The 24,432-nt window shown below is 35.4% G+C and carries 22 protein-coding genes; 11 read left to right on the forward strand and 11 right to left on the reverse strand.

The genetic code is table 11. The features are described 5' to 3' along the window. Window positions 1–108: 108 nt before the first annotated feature. The 4 genes from NSS74_RS19625 to brnQ2 all read left to right on the forward strand — a co-directional run bounded on the left by NSS74_RS19625 (window position 109) and on the right by brnQ2 (window position 2,714). Window positions 109–324 (forward strand): spore coat associated protein CotJA, encoded by a 216-nt coding sequence (locus tag NSS74_RS19625; protein WP_002140483.1) that lies wholly within the window; start codon window positions 109–111, stop codon window positions 322–324. An 8-nt stretch (window positions 325–332) separates the two neighbouring features. Further along, window positions 333–596 (forward strand): spore coat protein CotJB, encoded by a 264-nt coding sequence (locus NSS74_RS19630; RefSeq protein WP_002140482.1) that lies wholly within the window; start codon window positions 333–335, stop codon window positions 594–596. 12 nt (window positions 597–608) lie between these two features. Then, window positions 609–1,178 carry a spore coat protein CotJC gene (gene cotJC, locus NSS74_RS19635; protein WP_002140479.1) on the forward strand — a complete coding sequence of 190 codons (570 nt, stop codon included), beginning with the start codon at window positions 609–611 and terminating at the stop codon, window positions 1,176–1,178. A 219-nt stretch (window positions 1,179–1,397) separates the two neighbouring features. Next, complete coding sequence (gene brnQ2 / locus NSS74_RS19640; RefSeq protein WP_002029943.1) at window positions 1,398–2,714, forward strand: branched-chain amino acid transport system II carrier protein BrnQ2; 1,317 nt, start codon at window positions 1,398–1,400, stop codon at window positions 2,712–2,714. Between the two features lie 38 nt (window positions 2,715–2,752). Here the strand turns inward: brnQ2 and NSS74_RS19645 are convergent, their stop codons facing one another. From NSS74_RS19645 to NSS74_RS19660, 4 genes are all read right to left on the reverse strand, one after another. After that, window positions 2,753–4,675 carry an ABC transporter permease gene (locus NSS74_RS19645; RefSeq protein ID WP_340814144.1) on the reverse strand — a complete coding sequence of 641 codons (1,923 nt, stop codon included), beginning with the start codon at window positions 4,673–4,675 and terminating at the stop codon, window positions 2,753–2,755. 138 nt (window positions 4,676–4,813) lie between these two features. After that, the gene (locus NSS74_RS19650) at window positions 4,814–5,818 is read right to left on the reverse strand and encodes an ABC transporter permease (protein ID WP_002140475.1); all 1,005 of its coding nucleotides are present in this window, start codon (window positions 5,816–5,818) and stop codon (window positions 4,814–4,816) included. A gap of 1 nt (window position 5,819) precedes the next feature. Continuing rightward, complete coding sequence (locus NSS74_RS19655) at window positions 5,820–6,686, reverse strand: ABC transporter permease subunit (protein ID WP_002140474.1); 867 nt, start codon at window positions 6,684–6,686, stop codon at window positions 5,820–5,822. An 88-nt stretch (window positions 6,687–6,774) separates the two neighbouring features. Then, window positions 6,775–7,509: a YwaF family protein gene (locus tag NSS74_RS19660; RefSeq protein WP_002029937.1), complete on the reverse strand. Its 735-nt coding sequence runs from the start codon at window positions 7,507–7,509 to the stop codon at window positions 6,775–6,777. 211 nt (window positions 7,510–7,720) lie between these two features. Here NSS74_RS19660 and NSS74_RS19665 point away from each other — a divergent pair, with 211 nt between their 5' ends. The 4 genes from NSS74_RS19665 (at window position 7,721) to entC (ending at window position 12,826) form a co-directional block, all read left to right on the forward strand. Then, entirely contained in the window at window positions 7,721–8,824 is a 1,104-nt protein-coding gene (locus NSS74_RS19665) for an efflux RND transporter periplasmic adaptor subunit (protein WP_002010766.1), read from the forward strand. After that, the gene (locus tag NSS74_RS19670; protein ID WP_002087431.1) at window positions 8,821–9,495 is read left to right on the forward strand and encodes an ABC transporter ATP-binding protein; all 675 of its coding nucleotides are present in this window, start codon (window positions 8,821–8,823) and stop codon (window positions 9,493–9,495) included. The genes NSS74_RS19665 and NSS74_RS19670 overlap by 4 nt, the downstream gene beginning before the upstream one ends. 26 nt (window positions 9,496–9,521) lie before the next feature. Then, on the forward strand, window positions 9,522–10,673 hold the full coding sequence (locus NSS74_RS19675; RefSeq protein WP_002029935.1) for an ABC transporter permease: 1,152 nt from the start codon (window positions 9,522–9,524) through the stop codon (window positions 10,671–10,673). Window positions 10,674–11,389: 716 nt separating this feature from the next. Then, the gene (gene entC / locus NSS74_RS19680; protein ID WP_340814145.1) at window positions 11,390–12,826 is read left to right on the forward strand and encodes a cell wall-binding protein EntC; all 1,437 of its coding nucleotides are present in this window, start codon (window positions 11,390–11,392) and stop codon (window positions 12,824–12,826) included. Window positions 12,827–13,001: 175 nt separating this feature from the next. On the opposite strand, the gene NSS74_RS19685 is transcribed toward entC, so the two are convergent. The 7 genes from NSS74_RS19685 to NSS74_RS19715 form a co-directional block, all read right to left on the reverse strand. Beyond that, a complete protein-coding gene (locus NSS74_RS19685) occupies window positions 13,002–14,087 on the reverse strand; it encodes a DUF871 domain-containing protein (protein WP_002029931.1) in 1,086 nt (361 codons plus the stop codon). Beyond that, the gene (locus NSS74_RS19690) at window positions 14,077–14,355 is read right to left on the reverse strand and encodes a hypothetical protein (protein ID WP_002140469.1); all 279 of its coding nucleotides are present in this window, start codon (window positions 14,353–14,355) and stop codon (window positions 14,077–14,079) included. The genes NSS74_RS19685 and NSS74_RS19690 overlap by 11 nt, the downstream gene beginning before the upstream one ends. Further along, window positions 14,331–15,641: a PTS sugar transporter subunit IIC gene (locus NSS74_RS19695; protein WP_002140468.1), complete on the reverse strand. Its 1,311-nt coding sequence runs from the start codon at window positions 15,639–15,641 to the stop codon at window positions 14,331–14,333. Before NSS74_RS19695 ends, NSS74_RS19690 begins: the two co-directional genes overlap by 25 nt. 76 nt (window positions 15,642–15,717) lie before the next feature. Next, on the reverse strand, window positions 15,718–16,023 hold the full coding sequence (locus NSS74_RS19700) for a PTS sugar transporter subunit IIB (protein WP_002134545.1): 306 nt from the start codon (window positions 16,021–16,023) through the stop codon (window positions 15,718–15,720). Between the two features lies 1 nt (window position 16,024). Then, window positions 16,025–16,345: a PTS lactose/cellobiose transporter subunit IIA gene (locus NSS74_RS19705; RefSeq protein WP_000131328.1), complete on the reverse strand. Its 321-nt coding sequence runs from the start codon at window positions 16,343–16,345 to the stop codon at window positions 16,025–16,027. 110 nt (window positions 16,346–16,455) lie between these two features. Further along, a complete protein-coding gene (locus NSS74_RS19710; RefSeq protein WP_240380989.1) occupies window positions 16,456–18,396 on the reverse strand; it encodes a BglG family transcription antiterminator in 1,941 nt (646 codons plus the stop codon). Window positions 18,397–18,474: 78 nt separating this feature from the next. After that, a complete protein-coding gene (locus tag NSS74_RS19715) occupies window positions 18,475–19,563 on the reverse strand; it encodes a DUF871 domain-containing protein (RefSeq protein ID WP_002029923.1) in 1,089 nt (362 codons plus the stop codon). 320 nt (window positions 19,564–19,883) lie between these two features. Between NSS74_RS19715 and NSS74_RS19720 the strand changes: the two genes are divergently transcribed. The 3 genes from NSS74_RS19720 to NSS74_RS19730 all read left to right on the forward strand — a co-directional run bounded on the left by NSS74_RS19720 (window position 19,884) and on the right by NSS74_RS19730 (window position 24,428). Further along, window positions 19,884–21,086 carry an MFS transporter gene (locus NSS74_RS19720; RefSeq protein WP_340814149.1) on the forward strand — a complete coding sequence of 401 codons (1,203 nt, stop codon included), beginning with the start codon at window positions 19,884–19,886 and terminating at the stop codon, window positions 21,084–21,086. 186 nt (window positions 21,087–21,272) lie between these two features. Then, window positions 21,273–22,262 (forward strand): NAD(P)-dependent alcohol dehydrogenase, encoded by a 990-nt coding sequence (locus NSS74_RS19725; protein ID WP_002140466.1) that lies wholly within the window; start codon window positions 21,273–21,275, stop codon window positions 22,260–22,262. Between the two features lie 510 nt (window positions 22,263–22,772). Then, the gene (locus NSS74_RS19730) at window positions 22,773–24,428 is read left to right on the forward strand and encodes a Na/Pi cotransporter family protein (protein WP_002010739.1); all 1,656 of its coding nucleotides are present in this window, start codon (window positions 22,773–22,775) and stop codon (window positions 24,426–24,428) included. Window positions 24,429–24,432 lie beyond the last annotated feature (4 nt).

Raw genomic sequence — 24,432 nt, forward strand, 5'->3', positions numbered from 1 at the left:
CTCAACTCCCCCTGTCTCTATTAGTTTTTTATATGAGTCATAAATGACAATTATGTACGAATACAATACATAGTAATGGATATTTCATTTATAAAGGAGGCGTGTAACATGGATAAATTCATGAAATCCTTCATACCTTATCATGGTCCAAACGATCCTTGTCCTCCAATTGGAAAGAAATATTACTCAACTCCCCCGCACTTATATATGGGCTTTCAACCAACTAATTTACCCCAATTCACACCAAAAGAAGCTTTAAGAAAAGGGACTTTATGGCCTGCCTTTTATGATTATTATGAAAATCCTTACAAAAAAGGACGGTGAATAAAGACGTGACACAAACATTGCCTGATGAATATTACAAATGGATTGAAGAACTTCAAGAATTAGACTTTGTATTAGTTGAACTTACTCTCTATTTAGATACGCATCCCGACGATACTGCAGCTATAAATCAATTCAACGATTTTTCTTATAAACGAAGAGTATTAAAACAAAAAATTGAAGAAAAATACGGACCACTTCAGCAGTTTGGAAATAGTTATTCTAACGCTCCCTGGGAATGGAGCAAAGGACCGTGGCCATGGCAAATATGAAGGAGAGAAACTATGTGGATTTATGAAAAAAAATTACAGTATCCTGTTAAGGTGAGTACTTGTAATCCAGCACTCGCAAGATTATTAGTTGAACAGTACGGTGGTGCGGACGGCGAACTAGCTGCTGCTCTGCGCTACTTAAATCAGCGTTATACTATTCCTGATAAAGTCGTTGGCTTACTAACCGATATTGGTACAGAAGAGTTCGCACATTTAGAAATGATTGCTACAATGATTTATAAATTAACAAAAGATGCAACACCTGAACAAATGAAAGCTGCCGGATTAGACGCGCATTATGCGAATCATGATAGCGCCTTGTTTTACCATAATGCAGGTGGTGTTCCTTTTACTGCCACTTACATTCAAGCGAAAGGAGATCCTATCGCAGATTTATACGAGGATATTGCAGCTGAAGAAAAAGCACGAGCGACTTATCAATGGCTAATTGATTTATCAGACGATCCCGATATAAATGATAGCTTACGCTTTTTACGCGAACGAGAAATTGTCCATTCTCAACGTTTCCGAGAGGCTGTAGAAATTTTAAAAGAAGAACGTGATAGGCAAATTTATTTTTAATACACATATCCTAGCGATATGTGTTTTTTTACGTTCAAAGTTAAATCCTTCCTATTAAAGATATAAATAGTATATTTATTCAATTTTACGCATTATTTTAAAATATTTTTAAAATTCCCTCTTGCTTTCTAGTCATCAGACCTTTAAAATAATAACAGTCAATCGACAAATTATTTGAATTTTCGACAAAAAAACACTCATTAGGAGGCTTTTCTTTATATGCGTACAACTTTAAAACCAGCGCAAATACTTTCGATTAGTTTATTACTATTCGCAGTTTTCTTCGGTGCTGGTAATATGATTTTTCCGCCTCTTCTCGGTCTTTCTTCCGGAGAAAATATGTGGGTTTCCATTACAGGATTTATTATTACAGATGTCGGTTTATCTTTACTAGCTATCGTCGCTGTTGCCCTTGCTGGTGGTAGTTTTAATACTTTAGCGAGCCGTGTTCACCCAAAATTCGCAGCAGTATTCGCTATCATTATTTATCTTTCCATCGGCCCACTATTTGTTATTCCACGAACTGGAACTGTATCTTATGAAATTGGGATTGCACCACTTTTCCCAGATCAATGGTACTCTATGTTAGTTTTTAGTGCGATTTTCTTTATAGTCGTCTACTTCTTATCGTTAAATCCATCCAAATTAGTAGATCATATCGGAAAAATATTAACGCCAATTTTGCTTGGAATTATTGCAATTATGGCAACAAAGGCGATTCTTTCACCAGTATCGTTCGCAGAACCTGTTGGTGACTATAAAGAAATCCCATTTTTCAAAGGATTTCTCGAAGGCTTTTTAACATTAGATGCAATCGGAGCTCTCGTATTATCAACAATTGTTGTAAATGCAATTCGCCAAAACGGTATACAAGATAAGAAATCCATTGCGAAATATACAATTATTTGCGGAAGCATTGCGGCTCTTTTCTTAACAATTGTTTACTTCTTACTAGGTTATATCGGCGCTTCAAACGGAAACTTAGGACAATTTGAAAATGGCGGTCAACTATTAGCAACTATTATGTATCAATTTTTTGGGACAAGCGGTAATGTTTTATTAAGTATCGCAATTATAGCCGCTTGTTTAACGACAGCAATTGGTGTTGTAAGTGCATTCGCTAACTATTTCACAACAGTATTAACAAATGTTTCATATAAGAAGCTTGTACTATACGTTTGTATTTTTAGCTTCGTTATTTCAAACTTAGGATTAAGTTTATTAATCAAAATTACATTACCCGTATTAATTATTTTATATCCAATTACAATCATTTTAATTTTCGTATCATTTATCGATAAATATACGAAACGTAAACCTTCTGTCTATATCGGAGCGATGATCGCAGCATTCATTATTAGCTGTATTCATGCACTTGATAATGTGGGAATGATACCAAGTTTTATCGCTAATATCGTACACACAATTCCTTTTTATAACTTAGGAATCGGCTGGATCGTTCCAGCAATAATCGGTGGTATAATCGGATACTGTATTCCACAAACAGAAGCTGCAGGTGAAGTTTCTACAAAATAAAGAAAAGAAGCAAGCATGAAATCCATGCTTGCTTCTTTTTATTTTCTATCGCTGAATACAGTATTTGTATATGAGCGAACAGTTAACATATAGTAGCCTAAGTAAATCATGATATACACTCCTATACTACCTAGTAAAGGAAGACTATATTCAAAAATTCCTGTAAAGCCCATCAAACTTAAAAATGCAAAGAATGTATGACAAATCGCAAGCAGTAATGGTACTACGAAAATCGCTCCTACTTGTTTTCTTACAGACTCTGTTGCTTCTCTTTTCGTTAGTCCGATTTTCTTTAACATTCCGTATGCTGGTCGCTCTGCCAGCGCTTCTGTTATTTGTTTAAAGTATAAAATACAGCCAGTAGCAAGAATAAAAACAATCCCTAAAAATACACTTGCAAATAACAACACTGCACCATCTTGCAACTCAGCTTGACTCGCCTGTTCAAATGATTGGAATTTTTCTTCCTTAGATAGGATAGTCCCTAAACTTTTCGTTAGCTCTCTACTACCGTTTCCTTCAACGATAAATCCACTTACCTTTGAAACAGCATTTCCTTGCTGCAGCTTATTAAAGAACGAATCTTGAACAACAAGTCCAACTGGTGCAAGTTTCGCACTCACAATTGTTTCCTCACGATGATCAACGATTGTTACGCCGCTCTTCATCCCTTTTAAAGACACGTTATTTCCATCAAGCGAATTTTTCTCGATGTTATATGATTTATACGGATCTAATAAAATAACTTCTTTTTCCGAACCCAGAATAACTTTTTTCTTCCCTAACATAGAAGCTACTTTATTATAATCCGACCCTTTTATAACTTGTACATTACCATTACCTATTAAATACCCAGTTAATATTTGTTCTCCCTCTATCTTTCCTTGCATAGAGAGCATAGCTACAGACGTTTCATTTTTTATTCCTAATTCATGTTTTTGAATTTCTTTTCTAACTTTCTTATCTAATTCCTTTCCAGTTGTTACATACTCATAACTAACTGGATTCATTAATGTCGCCGTTTTCTGAGCCCCATAATACATACTAGAACTAATTCCAATTGTACATAACGTCACTGCACTTAATAAAGATAATAACGCAAGCATCTTTACGTTCCCTTTTATTCTAAAGAACAATGAAGAAATCGATAAAATGTTCGTTCCATTCAAATATTTCGTTTTATCTCCCTTTATTTTATGGAGTGATTTCACTATATATTGCTCAAATAGTAAAAACGTACCTTTTACAATACACCCAAAAATAAGTAGACCTGTAATAAAAATTGCTCCAAACCCAAAAACTTGTGTGAGTAACGCAATTATATAACCTGTAATTAATAAAATAATTGCTCGTTTTGCCTTCTTACTTGAATACGTAGGTGCCTCTTCTTTCTGATTTTCACCATATAGTAATTCAACTAAACGATGCTCATAAATTAACTTTTTACTTTTCCATGATGCAATAAAGAAAATCGCACCTATCGTTATAAGAACGTCTACTATAGATAAAAATGAAATCGTAAATGTAAAAGTAAACGCACTTCCCATTAGCTTCACAAGAAGCCCTGCACATATATTCGCTATAAATAAACCAGAAATAATACCTAATACACTTGCCGCAGCACCAACTAGTAATGTTTCATAAAAGAGTAACTTTGCAATTTCTTCTTTACGAATTCCTAATAAACTATACAATGCAATTTCTTTCTTCTTCTTTCGTAAAAAGAAGCTATTACAATAAAAAATAAATATCGTCAAAAAGATAATCAATAATATTTGTGCAAACGTAAATGTCGTTTCCACCTTATCTGACTCTTTTAAAAGAGCTACTACACTTTCATTTCGTTTAATCGATACGAATGTAAAATAAATAATAATGCTGCCTACTAATGAAATAAAGTATAGAAAATAATCTTTAATATTTCGTTTTATACTACGCTTTGATACTTCTAAAAAATCCATCGTATACCTCCATCCGCTCTCGCATGTCTCTATACATGCAGTGTATACGAAAAAAACTTCCTCCCTATCGATTTTCATTACACCTCTCTTACGATATTGTAATATAACAAAATAAAAGAACCTAGTTTCCTAGGCTCTTCACATCGTATGTTTAAAAGTAAATAACTCTTCTTTTGACTGCACAGCAGGCTGTTCCTCTTCTACATCTTTCCTCTTTCTCTCTCCTCCTAATCTTACTTTCAACATCGCCTCTTCTATACTTTTCACAATCATATTTCCTGAAAAAATAGTAAGCCCGAAAAATGTAATTGGGACGAGAGGAATCCATGGATGCACTGTTAATGACCTAAAGTATACTCCAATTAAACCTGACCATTCATGCGTATAAGATTCCACTTCTTCCACCGGCCCCATAAAGTTAACTGTTCCACCAAAGAATACTTCCAGTAACCCTAAGTGCAGTAAAATAGTAAGAGTCTGCGTAAACTGTTGAAGAAATACGAGTATAAACGTCATATAGAGATGCGGAAAAAGATGTTTTATAACAATACGTCTTCTCGATCCGCCTAATATGCGCGCGGCATCAATAAATTCTTCCGTTTGTAATTTACGAACTTCCTTCGCAACATACAGTGCAATAACTGGCATCACAAGCATTACGAGTAATACCACTTGAAACGAAGCTCTTTCAAAAAAGGTTGTTGTTTCCTCCCCACTCCCAAATGCATTTGCAAGGTGAAGAAAAAAATACGCAATCATAACTGTTGGAATAACTGTAAAACTATCAAAAAAAGCCTCGATTTTTGAAAACCCTCTTTTTACATATGTTCCAAGCACAACACCAAAAAACACACCTATCACCATTCTAAGTGCCGCAATTAAAATAGATATACCAATCGTCCACTTCGCACCTTCAATGACTAAATGTAACAGGTCGTATCCTTTCCGGTCTGTCCCAAGTAAAAATTGTAATGAAGGTGAAAACGGTGGCACTTGTGGATTTTCATCCGCATCATATTGCAATGTAACTTGTCTAATATGTCCATCATTCCATATCGTATTTCCGATGCTCAAAAGAACTAATATGAGAAGAAACCCAATGCTTATCCAAAATCTTTTATCGCGTTTTATATACGTCCACATATTATAGTCTCTCCTTCATCGCAGCTGGAATGAGATAATGAAACAATTTAAACAAAATAAAAATCGGAATATAAATAAGCAGCACACTAACGATGAAAACCTCAACCCTAATACTCTCATACGATTTCAAAAACATAAAAATACCACCCGTATTAAAAATCCATTCTATAATATATAAATTAGATAACATAAAAAAGATATTCGTTTTCGCAAAGTAAAGTGTACTAAGCAACACATTTCGTAAAACATGACGATTTAAAATATGAAAACGATTCAGCCCTTTCGCCTTAGCAAATAGTACATAATCTTTTTCTAGCTCATTTTCAAAACGAAGCACTAACATTTTTACGAACAGAATCGTAGTCGGTATACTCAAACAAAATATCGGCAATCCTCTAATCGACTCGCCTCCAATTGACGCAATTTGAAAAGGTAAAAAGCCTGTTCTTTTAAAAAACCATATAACCAAAATTTGTGATACTAAAATAAGTAGAATGTCTGGAATAGATTCTAGGAAGATGAGAAATGATTTAATGCGATGCTGTATACGCGGTGAACTATTCATAATGACATAAACAATACAAAATGCTACAAATAATGAAATGAAAAAAGCCGCCAAAAAAATCACAATCGTTTCTTTATAATGGACGAACAACTGCGGAAATAAAAATTTACCTCTCACATATTGAAAATTGGAGATATCCATTAAGTTCACAAACACTTCTTTTAAACTCTGTATGTACTTTGATGCATGCAACTCAAATCCGTAAAATAATTTCGGTAATGCCCCTAAACAAATAATACCCAAAATCGAAATAATAAATTGAACCGTCACTTCCATCCCATTCAGAAAAACTTTTTTGACCACGTTTTCCCTTCTCTCTATATATAATTTACCCTCTAATTTTATTCTTAATTTTCTGAATTGTAAATATTTATAAAGAAAAATCACTAGGTTATGACCCTAGTGATTCTTTATGCGCATGCCCTTCTCTTTTCGCAAACGGTATATACAAAATGAAACATCCCATAAGCGCAGCTATTTCTAATGAAATAATATAGTAGGGATGCGGCCCTAACATATCGAGTAATGAAGCAGTTTCTGGCTTATGAGCTAAAAACATATAATTGCCACCCGTTTTATAATTAACAAACGAAACGATTGGAATTACTATGTTTAAAAATATCATCGTACGCTTAATCGATTGCAAGGTAGGTCTATATCCTTCTACCCACGTCATAAAGAGCGGTGCCCAAATGAGTAATACATGTGCAATGAAGAATTCTATAAAGCGAAAATGCGGAAAAGCGTATTGCACGTTCGGCGTTAAAATGGCTTGCGATGCACCGATAATTCCTGTAAAAAACACAATCTCATATATTCGATAGCTTTTCGTTACAATCATAATCGATGCTAACAATAAACTAATCGTACATAACTCAAATGGTAATGAAGTGCCTAGCTCAAAAATACCGGCTTTCCATTCCCACATATGAAGTCCAATCTCACTTCCTATAAATAGAAATGCAATCGCATATCGAACCGTTATATTCCACTCACTTTGACGCAATAAATCTTGGTATTGATACAGAAAAAATATCCCCACCAACATAATAAATAATATAATGACATGTTGCCTCGAGTACGGAATAAATGGTTTTAATGGATGCGCACTAAAATAAGCTTCCATCTTCCTTCCTCCTCTCCTTCATACAATATTATTGTTAGAAAGAAACAACGAGTCAATTCATTTGCTTAAACTAGGACAACCTCCACCTTACATTTACATATTTATACCTTACAAAACTGTAAGGTTATTGTAAGCTAAAACGATTTGTCAGATTCTTCACCTCTTCTATACTTAATGTAGATACTAAAACGAACGAAAAGGTGATAAATAGATGAAGAAGAAAAATAAAGTATTAATTACTAGTGTAGTAGCGATCGGAATTGCAGCTGGATCATATTTTGCTTTAGCTGGCGGTAGTTCAGAAGTAGCAATGGCATATAGCGGATATAAAGTAACAGAAAAACAAATTGAAAACGCGCAAAAATTTGGCGGTGAAGTCATTCCAAACGGCATCGAAACAATTTCATTTGATCCAACAAAAGGTACGTATGAATTAGCTGTTAAAAAAGGCGATGAAGTTAAGAAAGGGCAGCTTCTATTTAAATATAATGACCCTACTGCTAAACAAGGTGTAACAGAAGCAGAAATGCAAAAGAAAATTGCACAAAAAGAAGTGACATTATATCAAAAACAAATTGATGCAGCGAAACAAAAATTACAAAAAGATAAAAATGCAGGTCTTCCTCAGGAAGCATTAAAGGCATCGGAAGTCGAAGTGCAACAATTAGAATCACAACTTGAAATGAAAAAGTTTGAAGTAGAAAAAGCTGATGAAATGATTAAAGCAGCAAAAGAGAAAGTAAACACACTTTCTGTAACGAGTCCAACCGACGGTGTAATTGATGATATCGTAAAAACTGCTGATGAAAAAACAGGTATGAGTGGCATTACACTTCGTCACGCTGGTCAATTTAAAGTAAAAGGTCAACTTTCTGAATATGAACTTGCTAGTATGAAAGTTGGGCAAGAAGTAACTGTTTCATCAAAAACTGTCGCTGGTAAGACTTGGACAGGAAAAGTAACAGAAATCGGTTCTACACCATTAAAGAGCATGGACGAAAATAAAACTGTTTCTAATTATCAATTCACTGTCACACTAGATAATAGTGAAGAATTACAAAACGGCTTCCATGTTTACGTAACAAGTAAATCTGGCGAAGCAACTGGTACGATTGTTCCGAAAAGCAGCATTGTGAAAAAAGGTGACAAAAATGTTGTCTTCGTTGTAAAAGACGGTAAAGCGAAAGAACAAGCAGTTACTGTTGAATTTGAGACAGATAGCGAAGCAAAAGTTTCTGGAGTGAAAAAAGGAGAGGAAATTATCTCTAAACCTGAAAAAGACTTAAAAGACGGTATGGAGGTTGTCACTCAATGATTAACTTAAAAGGCATCACGAAATCTTTCCAAAATGGTGCAGAGTCCGTTCAAATATTACACGGAATTGATGTAACACTAAACCAAGGAGAATTCACTTCTATTATGGGACCATCTGGTTCTGGTAAATCAACATTAATGAACATTATCGGTTGCTTAGATAAACCAACGACAGGTGCGTACGAACTAGCTGGTCAAAACATTTCAAACATGTCTGAAACAGAACTTGCACATGTTCGTAATAAAGAGATCGGATTCATATTCCAAAACTTTATGTTATTACCGAGACTTACAGCACTTCAAAATGTAGAACTACCTCTTATTTACGCTGGAGTCGATAAAAAAGAAAGACGTGAGCGCTCATTAGCAGCTTTAACAAAAGTCAGTTTAGCTGATCGTGCTACTCACTTACCAAATGAATTGTCAGGTGGACAAAAGCAGCGTGTCGCAGTCGCACGTGCAATCGTAAATAACCCGAAATTTCTCTTAGCAGATGAACCGACGGGTGCACTTGATACGAAAACAAGTACACAAATTATGGATCTCTTTTACGAATTAAACAAACAAGGCTCAACAATCATTATGATTACCCACGATCGTGAAATTGGGGAAGCGGCAGCACGTCAAATTGTAATTCGTGACGGAAATATCGTCCAAGATTGGAGAGGTTAATTTTGAACACGAGTGAAAATATACGCATGGCCCTTTCCTCTATCTTTGCTCATAAAATGCGTTCTATATTAACAATGCTAGGTATTATTATCGGTATTAGCGCCATTATTACTATCATTTCAATGGGTGATGGTACAAATGCAAAGTTTAAAAAAGAGTTAGGCCAAGGAAAAGATACTGAAGTAACGATTTACTACAACAACCCTGATTATGGAACTGATAGTGCCAAAATCACACCTGATATGCTAAAACGTCTTCAAACTGTACCAGGCGTTAAAGATGTTTATCCAGATGTAAGTATGAAAGTAAAAGCATCTTCTGGTTCAAAAGATGTCTCTCTTGATTTAAAAGGTGGAACAGGCGCCTTTATGACAGATTCGAAAATAAAATTAGTTCACGGTCGTGAATTAAACGACAGCGAATTAAACCAAGCAATCCCTGCTGTTATATTAAATGAAGAAGCTTTCAACAAATTATTTAGTGGTTGGGAATCAAATTTATACACAGATGTAAAAGGAAAGCCGTATAAAATAGTCGGTGTATACGAAACGAAAAACGAATTTGGAATGGCTATGCCTGAAGGTTATACATCTCTTGAAAACGCGCCTGTCATTTCAGGAGTAAATGAGTATGACTCTGTAAAATTAACAATGACCTCTCCAACAGAACGTAAAAGTGTAGAAAAACAAGCTGTTTCTGTTTTAAACGACATGAAAGCTCCTAAATTCGAGCACAAATTCGAAGCACAGGACTTAGGTGAATTTACGAAGCAATTAGACGAATCCATCGGTATGATGAAAATGGTATTCGGTGGCATTGCCGCTATCTCCTTACTTGTTGGTGGTATCGGTGTAATGAACATCATGCTTGTATCTGTAACAGAACGTACACGTGAAATCGGTATTCGTAAAGCACTTGGTGCAACGCGCGGTAAAGTATTAACACAATTCTTAATTGAATCTTGTATTTTAACAGGACTCGGTGGTTTCATCGGATTCATGCTTGGTATTTTCTTCGCTTGGATCGTCTCAATCTTTGCCGGATGGCCACTCGTTATCTCAAAAGAACTTGGACTTCTTTCAGTAGGTATCTCAATGCTAATCGGTATTGCATTCGGTTTACTACCAGCAAACAAAGCTGCTAAACTTGATCCAATTGAATGTTTACGATATGAGTAAATAAAAAACGTAGGAGTTTACACTCCTACGTTTTTTATTTTGTTGAAGGCAAATGTAATTTCATCGACGTTTTGACAAAAATAAGAACCTCTAACTTCTATTATATAAAGTGAAACTATAATCAGTGGGGGTTTTGTTCATCCCCCACTGATTATTAGCCTTCACCAATCGGGCTTTTACGGGCAGTTAATCTCCCACCTAACTTCTTTGCTTCAGCCGAATTTTGAGGTGAGGGTTTTACTGCCCACAAATAGCGGGATAATTCTACTGCAACTCGCGAACCAATTCATAACGATATCATCCCTTTAAATCATGTTTCTTCTATTATATATGTTTCATGTTGCGATTATCTTTTTATCATTTAAACTTTCATTTCTCACGAAAGCTATCAAGCAATCCTATTATTGCAAAAATAATATGTAAAAGAACAAATTCAAGGCGTAATTTTTTCCATACTACAACTTATTTTGTAACAATTATATCTTTATTTCATTAAAATCCCCCCTATATATACGACTTCACACACAAGAAGATTATATTTTCATAACTACATTGCGATTCAAATAGTTAAATACCTCTTTTTGTAACGTTACAGAAACATCTGAGTAACACCACTGATACATTATTAATCTATTAGTAATTAAAAAAGTGTTGATTTTATGAATCGTATGTTCTAATCCCCTCAAAAACGCAAAGAAAACGCTATCAGGATATAAATGGAATTATTACAGAATATTAATGCCTCGTTACGAATGCTTTGTAGTTTTGTGTTTTCCGCAAATAAGAAAATAATGGTTGCTATAATGAGGTCAACGAAAACAAATGCAATGGAGGCTATTATGAAAAAATTTATGGGTATAGCAACAGCAGCGGTTTTTGGTCTTGGGATTTTCACAACATCTGCTAAAGCAGAAACAATCGTAACGACTGATGTACTAAATGTACGAGAAAACCCAACTACTGAATCACAAGTTGTCGGAAAGTTATTAGATGGATATAAAGTTAACGTTTTACATACAGAAAACGGATGGTCAAAAGTTAAATTAAATAGTGGTAAAGAGGCTTTCATAAGCGCTGACTACACAAAAGATACTTACTACGTAACAGCAAACGTATTAAACGTACGTGCTGGAGCGAATACAGATTCAGCGATTCTTGGTAAATTGAAAAAAGATGATGTAATCGAAACAACACACCAAGTACAAAATGATTGGATCCAATTTGAATATAACGGTCAAACAGCTTATGTACACATTCCTTACTTAACAGGAAAAGCACCAGTTAAAGTTCAGCCAGTAGTTAAAGCTGAAAAAGTAACTAACGTTCAAGATACAGCTAAAGTTCGTGAAGCAGTTAAAGCCGGGGAAGTAGCTGAAACTCAAGCAAAAGCTAAGGCTCAAGAAGCAACTAAAGCTCGTGAAGTAGCTGAAACTCAAGCAAAAGCTAAGGCTCAAGAAGCAACTAAAGCTCGTGAAGCAGCTGAAACTCAAGCTGAAGCTAAGGCTCAAGAAGCGGCTAAAGCTCGTGAAGCAGCTAAAGCTCAAGAAGCAACTGAAGCAGCTAAAGCTCAAGAAGCAGCTAAGGCTCAAGAAGCAGCTAAAGCTCGTGAAGCAGCTAAAGCTCAGGCAGCAGCTGAAGCTCAAGCAGAAGCTCAAGCTCAAGAAGCAGCTAAGGCTCGTGAAGCGGCTAAAGCTCAAGCAGAAGCTAAGGCTCAAGAAGCAGCTGAAGCTCGTGAAGCTGCTAAGGCTCAAGAGGCAGCTAAAGCTCGTGAAGCGGCTAAAGCTCAAAAACCAGCTACACAACAACCTGTTGCAAAAGAAACTGAAACAAGTGCACCATCTTCTTCTCGTGAATTAAGAGTTCAAGCAACAGCTTACACAGCGGATCCACTTGAAAATGGTTACAAAGCAGGAGACCAAGTAAAATCAGCTATGGGTCATAACTTAACAGCTAATCCAAACATGAAACTAATTGCAGTTGATCCAAGTGTCATTCCATTAGGTTCAAAAGTATGGGTTGAAGGTTACGGAGTAGCAATCGCTGGTGATACTGGTGGAGCTATTAAAGGAAATAAAATTGACGTTTTAATGCCAGATAAAGGTACATCAAGTAACTGGGGACGTAAAACAGTTACAGTGAAAGTTTTAAACTAATTACTATATAAAAAAGAGTCAGTCTCAACGTTGAGACTGACTCTTTTTTTATGATTCTTATATTCTTTCTCCTTCTCCCCCGTCCAAGTTAAATCTATCCCTTTGAATTCTATATACGATAGACTACTATTTCAACAGAAAAAAGAGGATGCTATAGCATCCTCTCTTACCTTCCCTATTCCACACAAGTAAACTGTGTCCAAGCTCCTACATAATCTAGTAAGAATAACTCTTCTTCTGCAATTGTACCGACAATATTTTTCCGTTCATCTATTGGCATTTCTTTCAGAATGATTTGTAGTTCACCTTTATACTTTCCGAATAGGTTATTACCAATTACAACTTGCCCTCTTTCCTGTCGTACACTTTCGCGCACTGGGAAGTCATAGTCTTTGTACTTTTTACGTACTTCTGTAGAACGTACCATATACTCTGTTATGTCACCGCGTCTTACGTGTAATTCTTGCAGTGTCGCTCTCTTCTCTACTTCAGTCGCTTCGTCTACAAATTGTACCTTTAGCTGTAACATGTAACGATTTAAGTTTCCTAGTTTCTCTAACTCTTCTTCACTCGCATAAGCATTTCCGATAATAACATCATCAATAAGCCCTGTTGCCCATAAATGTTTCGCTTGTACTTCAATTGGTAAGTTACGATGTTGTTCTAACGTACATAATCCGTCATTAATATCCCATGGACCTATGTCAGCTACATGCGATGTAATAAAGGCTGCACTGCGAATACCATGCTTTTTGAAGCGTTCACTACAGCGAATGAAATAATCATACGGAAGACCAGTAAATTTTTGCGGATAAAAATTGTGACAACCAATTAAAGCTGATTTATTCGCTTGATGCGAAAGGATATTTTCTAAATAGGCAATATCATTACTTACATTCAGCTCAATTTTTAAGCCATATGGATTATTCGTCATTTTCGCTTCTGTTAACCCGTCAAACCCTACATCTAAACGAATTCCATCCGCGCCTAGCTCTGCAAAGAATGATAGATCACTATAACTAACACCAAGTTGATCGAATACAGCTGGAGCTACATCTAAAATAACTTCCATATTGTTATCTTTTGCATGATTAATAATTTCTTTAAATTCAGCTACAATTTCTTCTTTCGGACGATTAACAGACAGTAAACAAGTGAATATTCTTGAAAAACCGTGGCGTGCCGCTGCCGAAATGTATGCCATATCTTGTTCTTTCGTTGAATGCTCTGGATAAAGTGAAATTCCTAATTTACGCTCCATGCTTTTGCATCTCCTTCACACGTTGTATTAATGCCATGCTCGTAAATCTATATTTTGCAGATAAACATGTTGCACATAAAATCGTTGGTACGATGATAAAGTACGGTGATTCTAAACTAAATACCACATAAACTCCCATTGAACATCCAATAAATAATATCGACACAAGTAGTAAAACTAATAGCGATTTACTTTGTACCCACTTTGAATAATGTGCAATACACTGCCCCGCCACGAATGTAATTAAGATGATAATTGCTCCGAGCATTCTGTTTTCTCCTCTCCTGCTAATTGTTGCTTCTCATACATTTTGAAGAATGGATAGTAAATAACGAATGAGATAACAAAGTTAACAAGTACAAGTACACCGGCCATAATTGTCCAGTCCGTACTAATAATCGCTGCAATTGGCGCTAACATCGTAAATGGCAGCTTCGCCATCATGAGCGGAATCACACCTGAAACAACTGCGAAATATGATACTGTCGTTGTAACTAGCGGTGTAATAACGAATGGAATAATTAAGATCGGGTTCATTACAATTGGTGCCCCGAAAATAATTGGCTCGTTAATATTGAATAATCCTGGTACGAATGATAATCTACCTAACTCTTTTAAGAACTTAGATTTAGAGAACATAAACATAATTACTAAAGCTAACGTTGAGCCTGATCCACCGATCCATACGAACCATTGAATAAATTGCTCTGTAAATAAGTTTGGTAACTGATGTGCATTTCCTGTAGCCGTGAACACTTCCATATTTTCAAGAATTGCTGAATCCCACATCGGACGGATGATTGGTCCTAAAATCGCTGGGCCATGTATACCGAACGACCAGAAGAACACGATTAAGAATACTGTTAATAAACCGCCGAATAAATTATTTCCTACTAATACTGATTTTAATGGTGCGATTAAATATGTGATTGTTGTGTTTACATCAAATTTCAAACCGTAACGAATACCCCAGAATAAAAGAATAACTACTAGAGTTGGAATTAATGCTGCAAACGAGTTTGCAACTGCTGGTGGTACACTATCTGGTAATTTAATCGAGATATTATGCTTAATCATAAAGTGATAAATTTCTACTGCAATTAATGCTGTAACAATTGCTCCGAATAAAGAAGTTGCACTTAATGTCCCTACTGAAATATATCTTCCTGCATCAATAACACCTGGTACAGCTTTTGTTATTTGAATTGGTTCAACTGATGCTAGTAAAAAGGCGAGTACAGATAATAATCCTGCACTTAATTGATTGAGCTGATAAAAGTTCGCGAGTGAGGCCCCTACCCCAAATGCTGCGTATAAAGCCATTAAGCCTACTGTAAATCGGAATGGAATATCTAAAATATGACGAAACGGTGCAATCCACTCCATATATGCATCAATTGGTAAGTTTAAAAAGATAACGAAAAATGACCCGACAATCGTTAACGGTAATGTAGAAATAACTCCATTTCGAATTGCTAATAAATGTCGTTGCCCCGCAATCTTTTGCGTTGTTGGCATAATCTTCTGTTCCATAAAACTCATAAAACCATTCATCGATAACCCTCCCTATGTTCAATCTGACAAAAGTAAAAGTTATAACATTATAATGTTTATATTTAAAAAAATATAATTACGCTAAAACTAATTGTTCAGCTTGCTTAAGTACTTTCAAACCATCACACATACCATAATCTCGCTGCTCTATAATTGCAACTGGTATATCGTATGACTTTGCAAGAAACTCTACCGCTGGAAACAAATACTTCACCTGTGGTCCAATTAAAACAACATCAGCATTTTTCATTTCCAGTTTCACAAGTTCCGAATCAACTGCTTTAATTTTATAATCCTTCCCTTGTTTCTTTGCCTCTTCTTGCATTTTTCTTACAACCATACTCGTTGACATGCCTGCTGCACAACATAATAAAATGTACATATTACACTGTCACTTTCTCTTCCACTCGTTTATGAAGAGTAATAAATTCCTCAGCAAGTTCTTTCACTGTAATGGCATTCATTAAATGATCTTGTGCATGCACTAATAATAAACTTATTTCTGCATGATTGCCTCTTGCTTCTTCTTGAATTAAGTCTGTTTGAATGCGATGAGCTGCTGAAATTTCTTCACTAGCAAGTGTCATCTTTTCACTCGCATTCTCAAAATCTCCTTGTCTTGCAAAAGCGATTGCTTCAAGTGCCGCGCTTCTCGCGTTGCCGCCATGTAAAATTAACGCAAATGGAGTTTGCATATCAGTCATTTTAAATTCCTCCAAGCTATGTTTTTTCTATATTTTCATCTTATTATGAAAACGCATACAATTAAACATAAAAAACTTCCGTTATGTAACGGAAGTTTTAATATACTTTTTCATAATGATAGTAAGATTTCTTGAAAATCATCAACAGCTTGAGCCTGATGCAATTTTTCTATTATAGTTTGATTAGACATAATATCATATAAAAAATCATAAAGCTTTTGTAAATCTTCATTATTATTGCGCTTCACACTAAATAAAATAATAACTTGTACTTTTTTATCTCCCCAGTCAATCGCCTTATCGAGTGTACAAAACATCAAAAATGTCGTATCGCTTAATAATTGCATCGGATGCGGAATTGCCACTAAGTTTCCAACCGCTGTAGGAGATGTGTTCTCTCTCTCCATAACAGAAGCATAAAAGTTTGCGGGTACATAGTTTTTCTCAGCAGCTTTCTCACATAAAAACTGAATAACCTCCTCTTTCGTAGAAGCACTACGATTTAAGAAGATCAAATCTTCCTTAATATATTGCTGCATACTATCATTCACATGTGTAAATAAATGCTTACCAATTGATTTAATCTCTTTATCATCAAATATTGAGTTTACCTTTATAACCGGAACAGGCAAACCACTCGGTATATGAATCGTACTAATAATACAATCTATTTTATCTTTATAAAGATCTTCCACTTTCAATTGATAGTACCCTGTAATACCTACAATCTCTAGTTTATCTCGGAAATGTGATAGAATTTTATATTTCAGTAGTTGTGCACTCCCTTGACCAGTTGCACAAACTAATAAACATCTTTTCTTTTGATTATTTTCCTGCAAGCGGCTCATCGCCCCACCAAAGTGAATGGCAATATAACCAATCTCACTCTCTGGAATGGATTCACCCGTATATTCACCAATTATATCTCCAACGAGAACTGCAATTTCAAAAGCATATGGATAATTTTTTTTCACTTCTGCCAAAAGAGGATTTCGCGTATTTAACTTATATTTCAAACGATTTAATAACGTTTTTAAATGAACACCAAAACCAAATAATAATTCTTCGTCATAATAAAAAGTAAGATTCCGTTCTTCCGCTACTTTGAAAAGAATATGCTGCATGAATGCATATACGTCTTTCCCTAATAGCTCTTCCACATTTTCATAGCGATCTCTCGCTGTAACAGCAGTACTTAATAAATGCATCGTCACATATAAAATTTCTTCTTCTGGAAATTGAAGTTTTAGCTCTTCCCCTAAATTCCCTAAAATCTGTTTCGCAATTTTATATTCTTTCTTTATTATAAGTTCAGATTCCTCTACATGCAGTGCTTGAATGTAATGATCATCCCTGCATCTCTTTAAGGCAATCGCAATATGAATTGATAAATTATCAATTTCTATATCTGATAAATATATCGTTCCTCCCTCGATATACTTTAGTATAACTGAGCGGATGAGAGAAATATGGGGTAACGATAAATATGTGTCCGTCTGCTCATAGTTCTCATGAAACGGAGTATGGTCATAACGTGGCAAACCATATTGTGATAAACAAGAACGAATATTAAATTCTTCTCCTACAATACGTATACCATAATATGGTCTTTTTTCAATTTGTAACTCATAGCGACTACAAATATCCGTAACATCTTTCATAATTAAGTTTACAGTAGATTTACTCACATAAATCTCTTCCGCTAGCTGTGAAAGCTTCACATACCCATCTGTCGTTAAAATACGGTGTAAAATATAGGCTACTCTTTCTTCATAAGAAGTTGGAATCTTTTCTGTCTGTTTTTGAAATACATTTACGCAAAAATCTTCAAACTTCTTAGTTTGTATAATTTCTAGTTCGTACCCATTCCCTCTTTGTGATTCAATTTTCGCTCCGTGTTCTTCCAATATATCATTTAATAATTTTATATCCTTTTGAATCGTCTTCGTTGATACGTGTAAACGGCTCGCTAAAAAAGCTCGATTTAACATCGATTTCTCTTCTAAAAACTCCTCTAAAATGGAAATTAATCGCTGATGCACTTTTGTCATAGCTCTTCCTCTCGCTCTTTATATAAAAGGGAAAAAGCCACTGAAATCAGTAGTTTTTCCCCTTTTATCCCGCGTTCATTATTTCTTTAGCGTAAATCCAAACTTATCCCAAGCTTGTAAATAATCTAATAAGAAGATTTCTTCCTCTATAATTCGGCCAACTACATTTGTTTTTCCTGTATTCACCATATCTTTTAAAGCAATTTGCAATTCACCTTTATATTGGCCATATTGCTCATTATCAATTAAAAGATCGCCACGCTTAATTTCACGCGTATTATGCGGTTTAAACTCTTCTTTTTTATATTTCACACGACTTTGTGTAGAACGAATCATATATTCAGATACATCCCCGCGATAAAAATGAGGTTCTTCTAATACGATAATTCTTTCTAAATCTGTTGTTGTATCGTATAGTTCTATATCAAATGTTTGTTTCTCTTTATTTAACGCACCTAGTGCTTGTAATTCTTCTTCTGAAGCATAAGCATTCGCAATAATAACATCATCAATTAATTCTGTTGCAAACAAATGCTTCGCCTGTGTTGTCATCGGTAATTCGCGATGCTGCTCTAACGTACATAACCCTTCTGTTACTGGCCAAGGCCCGTACGTTGCATCGAATGATGAAATAAAAGCAGCTGTTCTCATACCGTAATCTTTAAATTGTTTCGAGCATTTAATGAAATGATCGTATGATAATCCTGAATAACGATGTGGATAAAAATTATGGCAACCAATTAAATTTTCACGATTTGGTCTATGGCTCATAATGTTATCTACATATTTCGTACCGTTACTCATATTAATTTCAATTTTTAAGCCGTATGGATTGTAAGTCATAATCGATTCTTCTAAACCAGAGAATCCAACATCTAAACGGATACCGTACGCTCCTAACTCATGGAAGAACGATAAATCATTATATGAAATACCTAATTGTGTAAAGACAGACGGACTAATATCAACTAATACTTGGAACCCTAATGCATTTGCATGAGAGATCGTTTCTTTAAACTCTTCTATAATTTTCTCTTTTTCGCCATCTACAGATAATAAACATGTGAATACACGTGTAAATCCGTATTTACTCGCTAATGTTACATACTCTTTATCTTTCTCTACTGTCGAATGTTCTGGATAAATAGAAATACCTAATCGTCTCATATGTACACGCCTCTTTCTTCATCATATTGTAAACCTTTTCAAATATATGTAGCGAAAAAGTATGTATCCCCTTTTCTTCCACTACAATTTGAATCCGCTTTCTTTAAAGAAAAAACAATTTCTATCATTCATAACAACTACTAGTCTACACATCTATACTTTACATCTTTTTTTCATAGTTTTGTAGCTTTTACACAAATTTGTCAGTTTTTTCGCCTCGAAAATTGTTATACGTTTTCAAGGCACCTTCCTTGACTGTTACGTTGACCAATACATATACTCGAAAGAATAGAGAAAACTTTTATATAGGGGATGAATATATGGGAGAGGCAGTACTCGTAAAACGAGAACCGTTATGGACGAAAGAGTTTGTTGCGCTAATTCTAGCAAACTTATGTATGTTTTTAGGATTTCAAATGTTAATTCCAACTTTACCTGTTTATGTGAAAGAAATTGGGGGCACAAGTTCAAATATCGGATTCGTTGTCGGCATGTTTACCGTTGCAGCACTTTTTATTAGGCCGCTAACTGGAAATGCCTTGCAGAAATTCAACAAAAAAATCATTTTAATGATCGGTACCGCTATTTGTTTACTCGCTATGGGCAGTTATCTTTTCGCTTCAACCGTTTTCCTATTGCTTGCCGTTCGAATTTTACACGGAGCTGGTTTTGGTATTACAACGACTACATACGGAACTGTCGTTTCAGATTTAATTCCGCAAGCTCGCCGCGGTGAAGGCATGGGGTATTTCGGTCTTTCTGGAACTATCGCCATGGCGCTCGGTCCGCTTATCGGACTTTGGCTTATGCAAGCATATAACTTCACGATTCTTTTTTTATGTGCACTTTCATGCACAATAGTTTCATTAATATTAACGAAACTACTTCAAATCAAAAAATCGCCGCAACCACCACAGCAAACATCTGGTACCTTTCTCGATGGATTTATTGAGCGTAAAGCTTTACTTCCTTCATTATTAATATTATGTATTACATTAATGTACGGGGGAATTGGGAGCTTTATCACATTATTTGCTACGGAAGTCGGGATTGCTGATATCAGTCTCTTCTTTTTATTTAACGCACTTGCAATCGCTGTAACTCGTCCGTTTTCTGGAAGATTATATGATACGAAAGGCCATACATTCGTCATCATTCCAGGAGTTATTATTACGTTTACAGGTATTATCTTGCTGTCGTATACAACTACAATTCCGAGTTTAATTATTGCCGCAGCGTGCTACGGCAGTGGTTTCGGAGCAATTCAACCGGCACTACAAGCATGGATGATTGACCGAGTAGCACCGCACCGGAGAGGAGTAGCAACAGCAACATTCTTCTCAGCATTTGATCTTGGAATTGGTGCTGGAGCGATTATTTTTGGATTCATTGCACACTTTACCAACTATGCAACTGTATATCGATATTCCTCTCTATTACTTATCGCTTTTCTTTTCATTTACATCACAAGCTTACGGAAGCAAAAACAGGGGGATAAAACAAAAGAAAAAGCCGTTGGGTAATGGCTAGTTGGTTCTTTTTCGAAGTACTTAGACCAAAAAATCATGTATACACATTTGTAAAAAGCAGTGGATTCCTAAAAAAATCACACTGCTTTTTGCATTGTATTGAAGAGTGAACCGCTGTTCTATTTATTCATGTTGTTCGTATGATATTAATATATATAGAACGAATTGGAGGAAATATTAATGAAAGCAATAGTGTACACAAAATACGGTCTCCCCGACGTTCTTCAACTGAAAGAGATAGAAAAACCTACTCCTAAGGACAATGAAATACTAGTAAAAATAAAAGCGACAACCGTAACAGCAGGAGATATTCGCTCACGAAGTTTTACGGTTCCCTCTTCTGTTTGGCTACCCGCTCGAATCGCACTTGGCTTTAAGCAACCGAAAAAACAAATACTCGGAATGGAATTGGCTGGTGAAGTTGAAGCGGTAGGAAAAGACGTCACACGATTTAAAAAAGGAGACCAAGTTTTTGCAGCTACCCAAGTAAATTTTGGTTCTTATGCTGAGTATATTTGTCTACCTGAAGGTGGAGCAGTGTGCATGAAGCCCTCCAATATATCCTATGAAGAAGCCGCAGCCATCCCAATTGGAGCACGTACAGCTTTGTTTTTCCTTAGGAAAGCTAACGTTCAAAGCGGTCAAAACATTCTTATTTACGGAGCTTCTGGAAGTGTCGGAAGTTATGCAGTACAAATTTCCAAGTATTTCGGCGCAACAGTTACAGGTGTGTGCAGTAGCTCAAATTTAGAATTGGTCAAATCTCTAGGCGCTGACGAAGTAATTGATTACACCACAAAAAATTTTTCTACTACAGACGAAACTTATGATGTTATCTTTGAAGCGGTAAACAGGAGCTCCTTTTCAGAGTGTATTAAAATGTTAAAAGAAGATGGTACCTATATAAATATCGTTGAACCGTTACCAAGTGCTCAAATGCTCTGGACTAAATTGACAAGTCGCGTGAAACTCATATTAAGTCAAAACGCACCTGAAACTTCCGAAGCATTAAATTTCCTTAAAAAACTTGTTGAGAACGGTAAAATAAAAGTGGTCATTGATAGGCAATACACTTTTGAGGAAATTATTGAGGCTCACATATATGTTGAAAAAGGACATAAGAAGGGAAATGTCGTCATAACTATGGAGCATAATGACGATTCTAAATAAAGAAAAAACACTTTGCATAATTGTTAAAATGCAAAGCACCGAAAGTTTTTAACATAAAAAAGCAGAGCAAATTCATATGCGAATTGCTCTTTTTTATTGTTGCGAGCATCTCAAAAGAAAACAGTTTAAAATAATTTAATCGTTTTTTACTCTCATTAAATAAATCCATTTCAAACCTCCCCCGTTTCCCTACATATTTTTCTAACTTTAATCAAAAAATATGCAAAGAACCATCATCATAACAAAATAAAATTCCAATCCACATACCCAGTTGGGTAGTTTCCCTTCACCTATTTTTACTATCCGCAAATAGTGTGATAAATGTGACTTCTTTACAAACCGATCAGATATATCATCTGAAAAACCAATTAAATCCAGGTGTTTCTTTAAAGATTTGTAAACTTTTTATCCCTTTGTAAATTTAGTGTAAATTTTACTGATAAACCGTTTACAGTGCCTCAAGGTTTAGTTAATAATTACATCGTACATGAAATTTAAGGAGTGGAATGCGTGGAATACAATATTCAAGATATGATCTTCCAGTTCATTGGTGGATTAGGTATTTTCTTATTCGGGATTAAATACATGGGCGATGGACTGCAACAAGCAGCTGGAGATCGTCTTCGCGATATTCTAGATCGTTTTACAACAAACCCTCTTATGGGTGTACTAGCAGGTATGTTAGTTACAGTATTAATTCAATCAAGTTCAGGAACAACCGCTTTAACAGTCGGACTTGTAAGTGCCGGATTTATGACATTAAGACAAGCAATTGGTGTTATTATGGGTGCGAACATCGGTACGACAGTTACTGCATTTATTATCGGGATTAAAATCGGAGAATACGCTCTCCCAATTATGGCAGTTGGAGCAATCTTACTATTCTTCTTTAAAAATAAAAAAGTACATTCTGTAGGTCAAGTTGTATTCGGTTTTGGTATGTTATTCTTCGGTTTAGAATTAATGAGCGCAGGTATGAAACCTCTTCGTTCTTTAGAGTCATTCCAAGAGTTAATGGTTAGCATGAGTGATAATCCAATTTTAGGAATTGTTGTTGGCACAGTCTTCACTTTAATTGTACAAAGTTCAAGTGCGACAATCGGTATTTTGCAAGAACTATTCGGTCAAGGTGCAATCGATTTACAAGCTGCTCTTCCTGTATTGTTCGGTGATAACATCGGTACGACAATTACAGCTGTATTAGCAGCAATCGGTACTTCAATTGCAGCAAGACGTGCAGCATTAGTTCACGTTATCTTTAATATTATCGGTACCATTATCTTTACGATTATATTAATACCATTTACAAGTTTAATTCAATATTTCCAAACGTCATTAAACTTAAATCCAGAAATGACAATTGCATTTGCACACGGGACGTTTAACGTAACGAATACAATCATTCAGTTCCCATTCATTGCAGTATTAGCCTGGATTGTAACAAAAATTATTCGTGGTGAAGATGCATCTATTAACTTCAAACCGCAACATTTAAATCCAATCTTTATTGAGCAATCTCCAGCTATCGCTTTAACAGAAGCTCAAAAAGAAATCATTCGTATGGCTGAGTTTTCATTACATGGATTAAAAGAAGCAAACCAATTTTTAAATACACAAGATAAAAAACATGCTGACATGGCTACTCAATTAGAAGGAGCTATTAACAATTTAGATAAAAAAATTATTGAGTATTTAGTTTTACTATCAGAAAAACCACTTTCACCTACAGACTCTGAAAAACATTCCGTTTTAGCAGGTGTTGTTGGAGATATTGAACGTGTCGGTGATCATGTAGAAAACCTTGTAGAACTTGTAGATTTCCAAATTTCAAACCGCGTTTCACTATCAGATGAAGCACTAGCTGAATTAAATGAAATGCTTGAATTAACAATTTCAACATTACAAGATGCAATCAATGCTTTAACAAACTTTGACACTGAACTAGCTCAAACTGTTATTGCAAAAGAACGTAAAATTGACCAAATGGAACGTGTTTTACGTAAACGCCATGTGTTACGTCTGAACGAACGTAGCTGTTCAGGTGATGCAAGCATCATCTACGTTGATATGGTAAGTAACTTAGAGCGTATCGGTGATCACGCTGTAAATATCGCTGATGGTGTTTTAGGTGAACAAGGAAAAGTAAATTTAAAACAATCATTATAATAGG

The organism is Bacillus sp. FSL E2-8868, from assembly GCF_038005505.1.
Lineage (GTDB): Bacteria > Bacillota > Bacilli > Bacillales > Bacillaceae_G > Bacillus_A > Bacillus_A mycoides.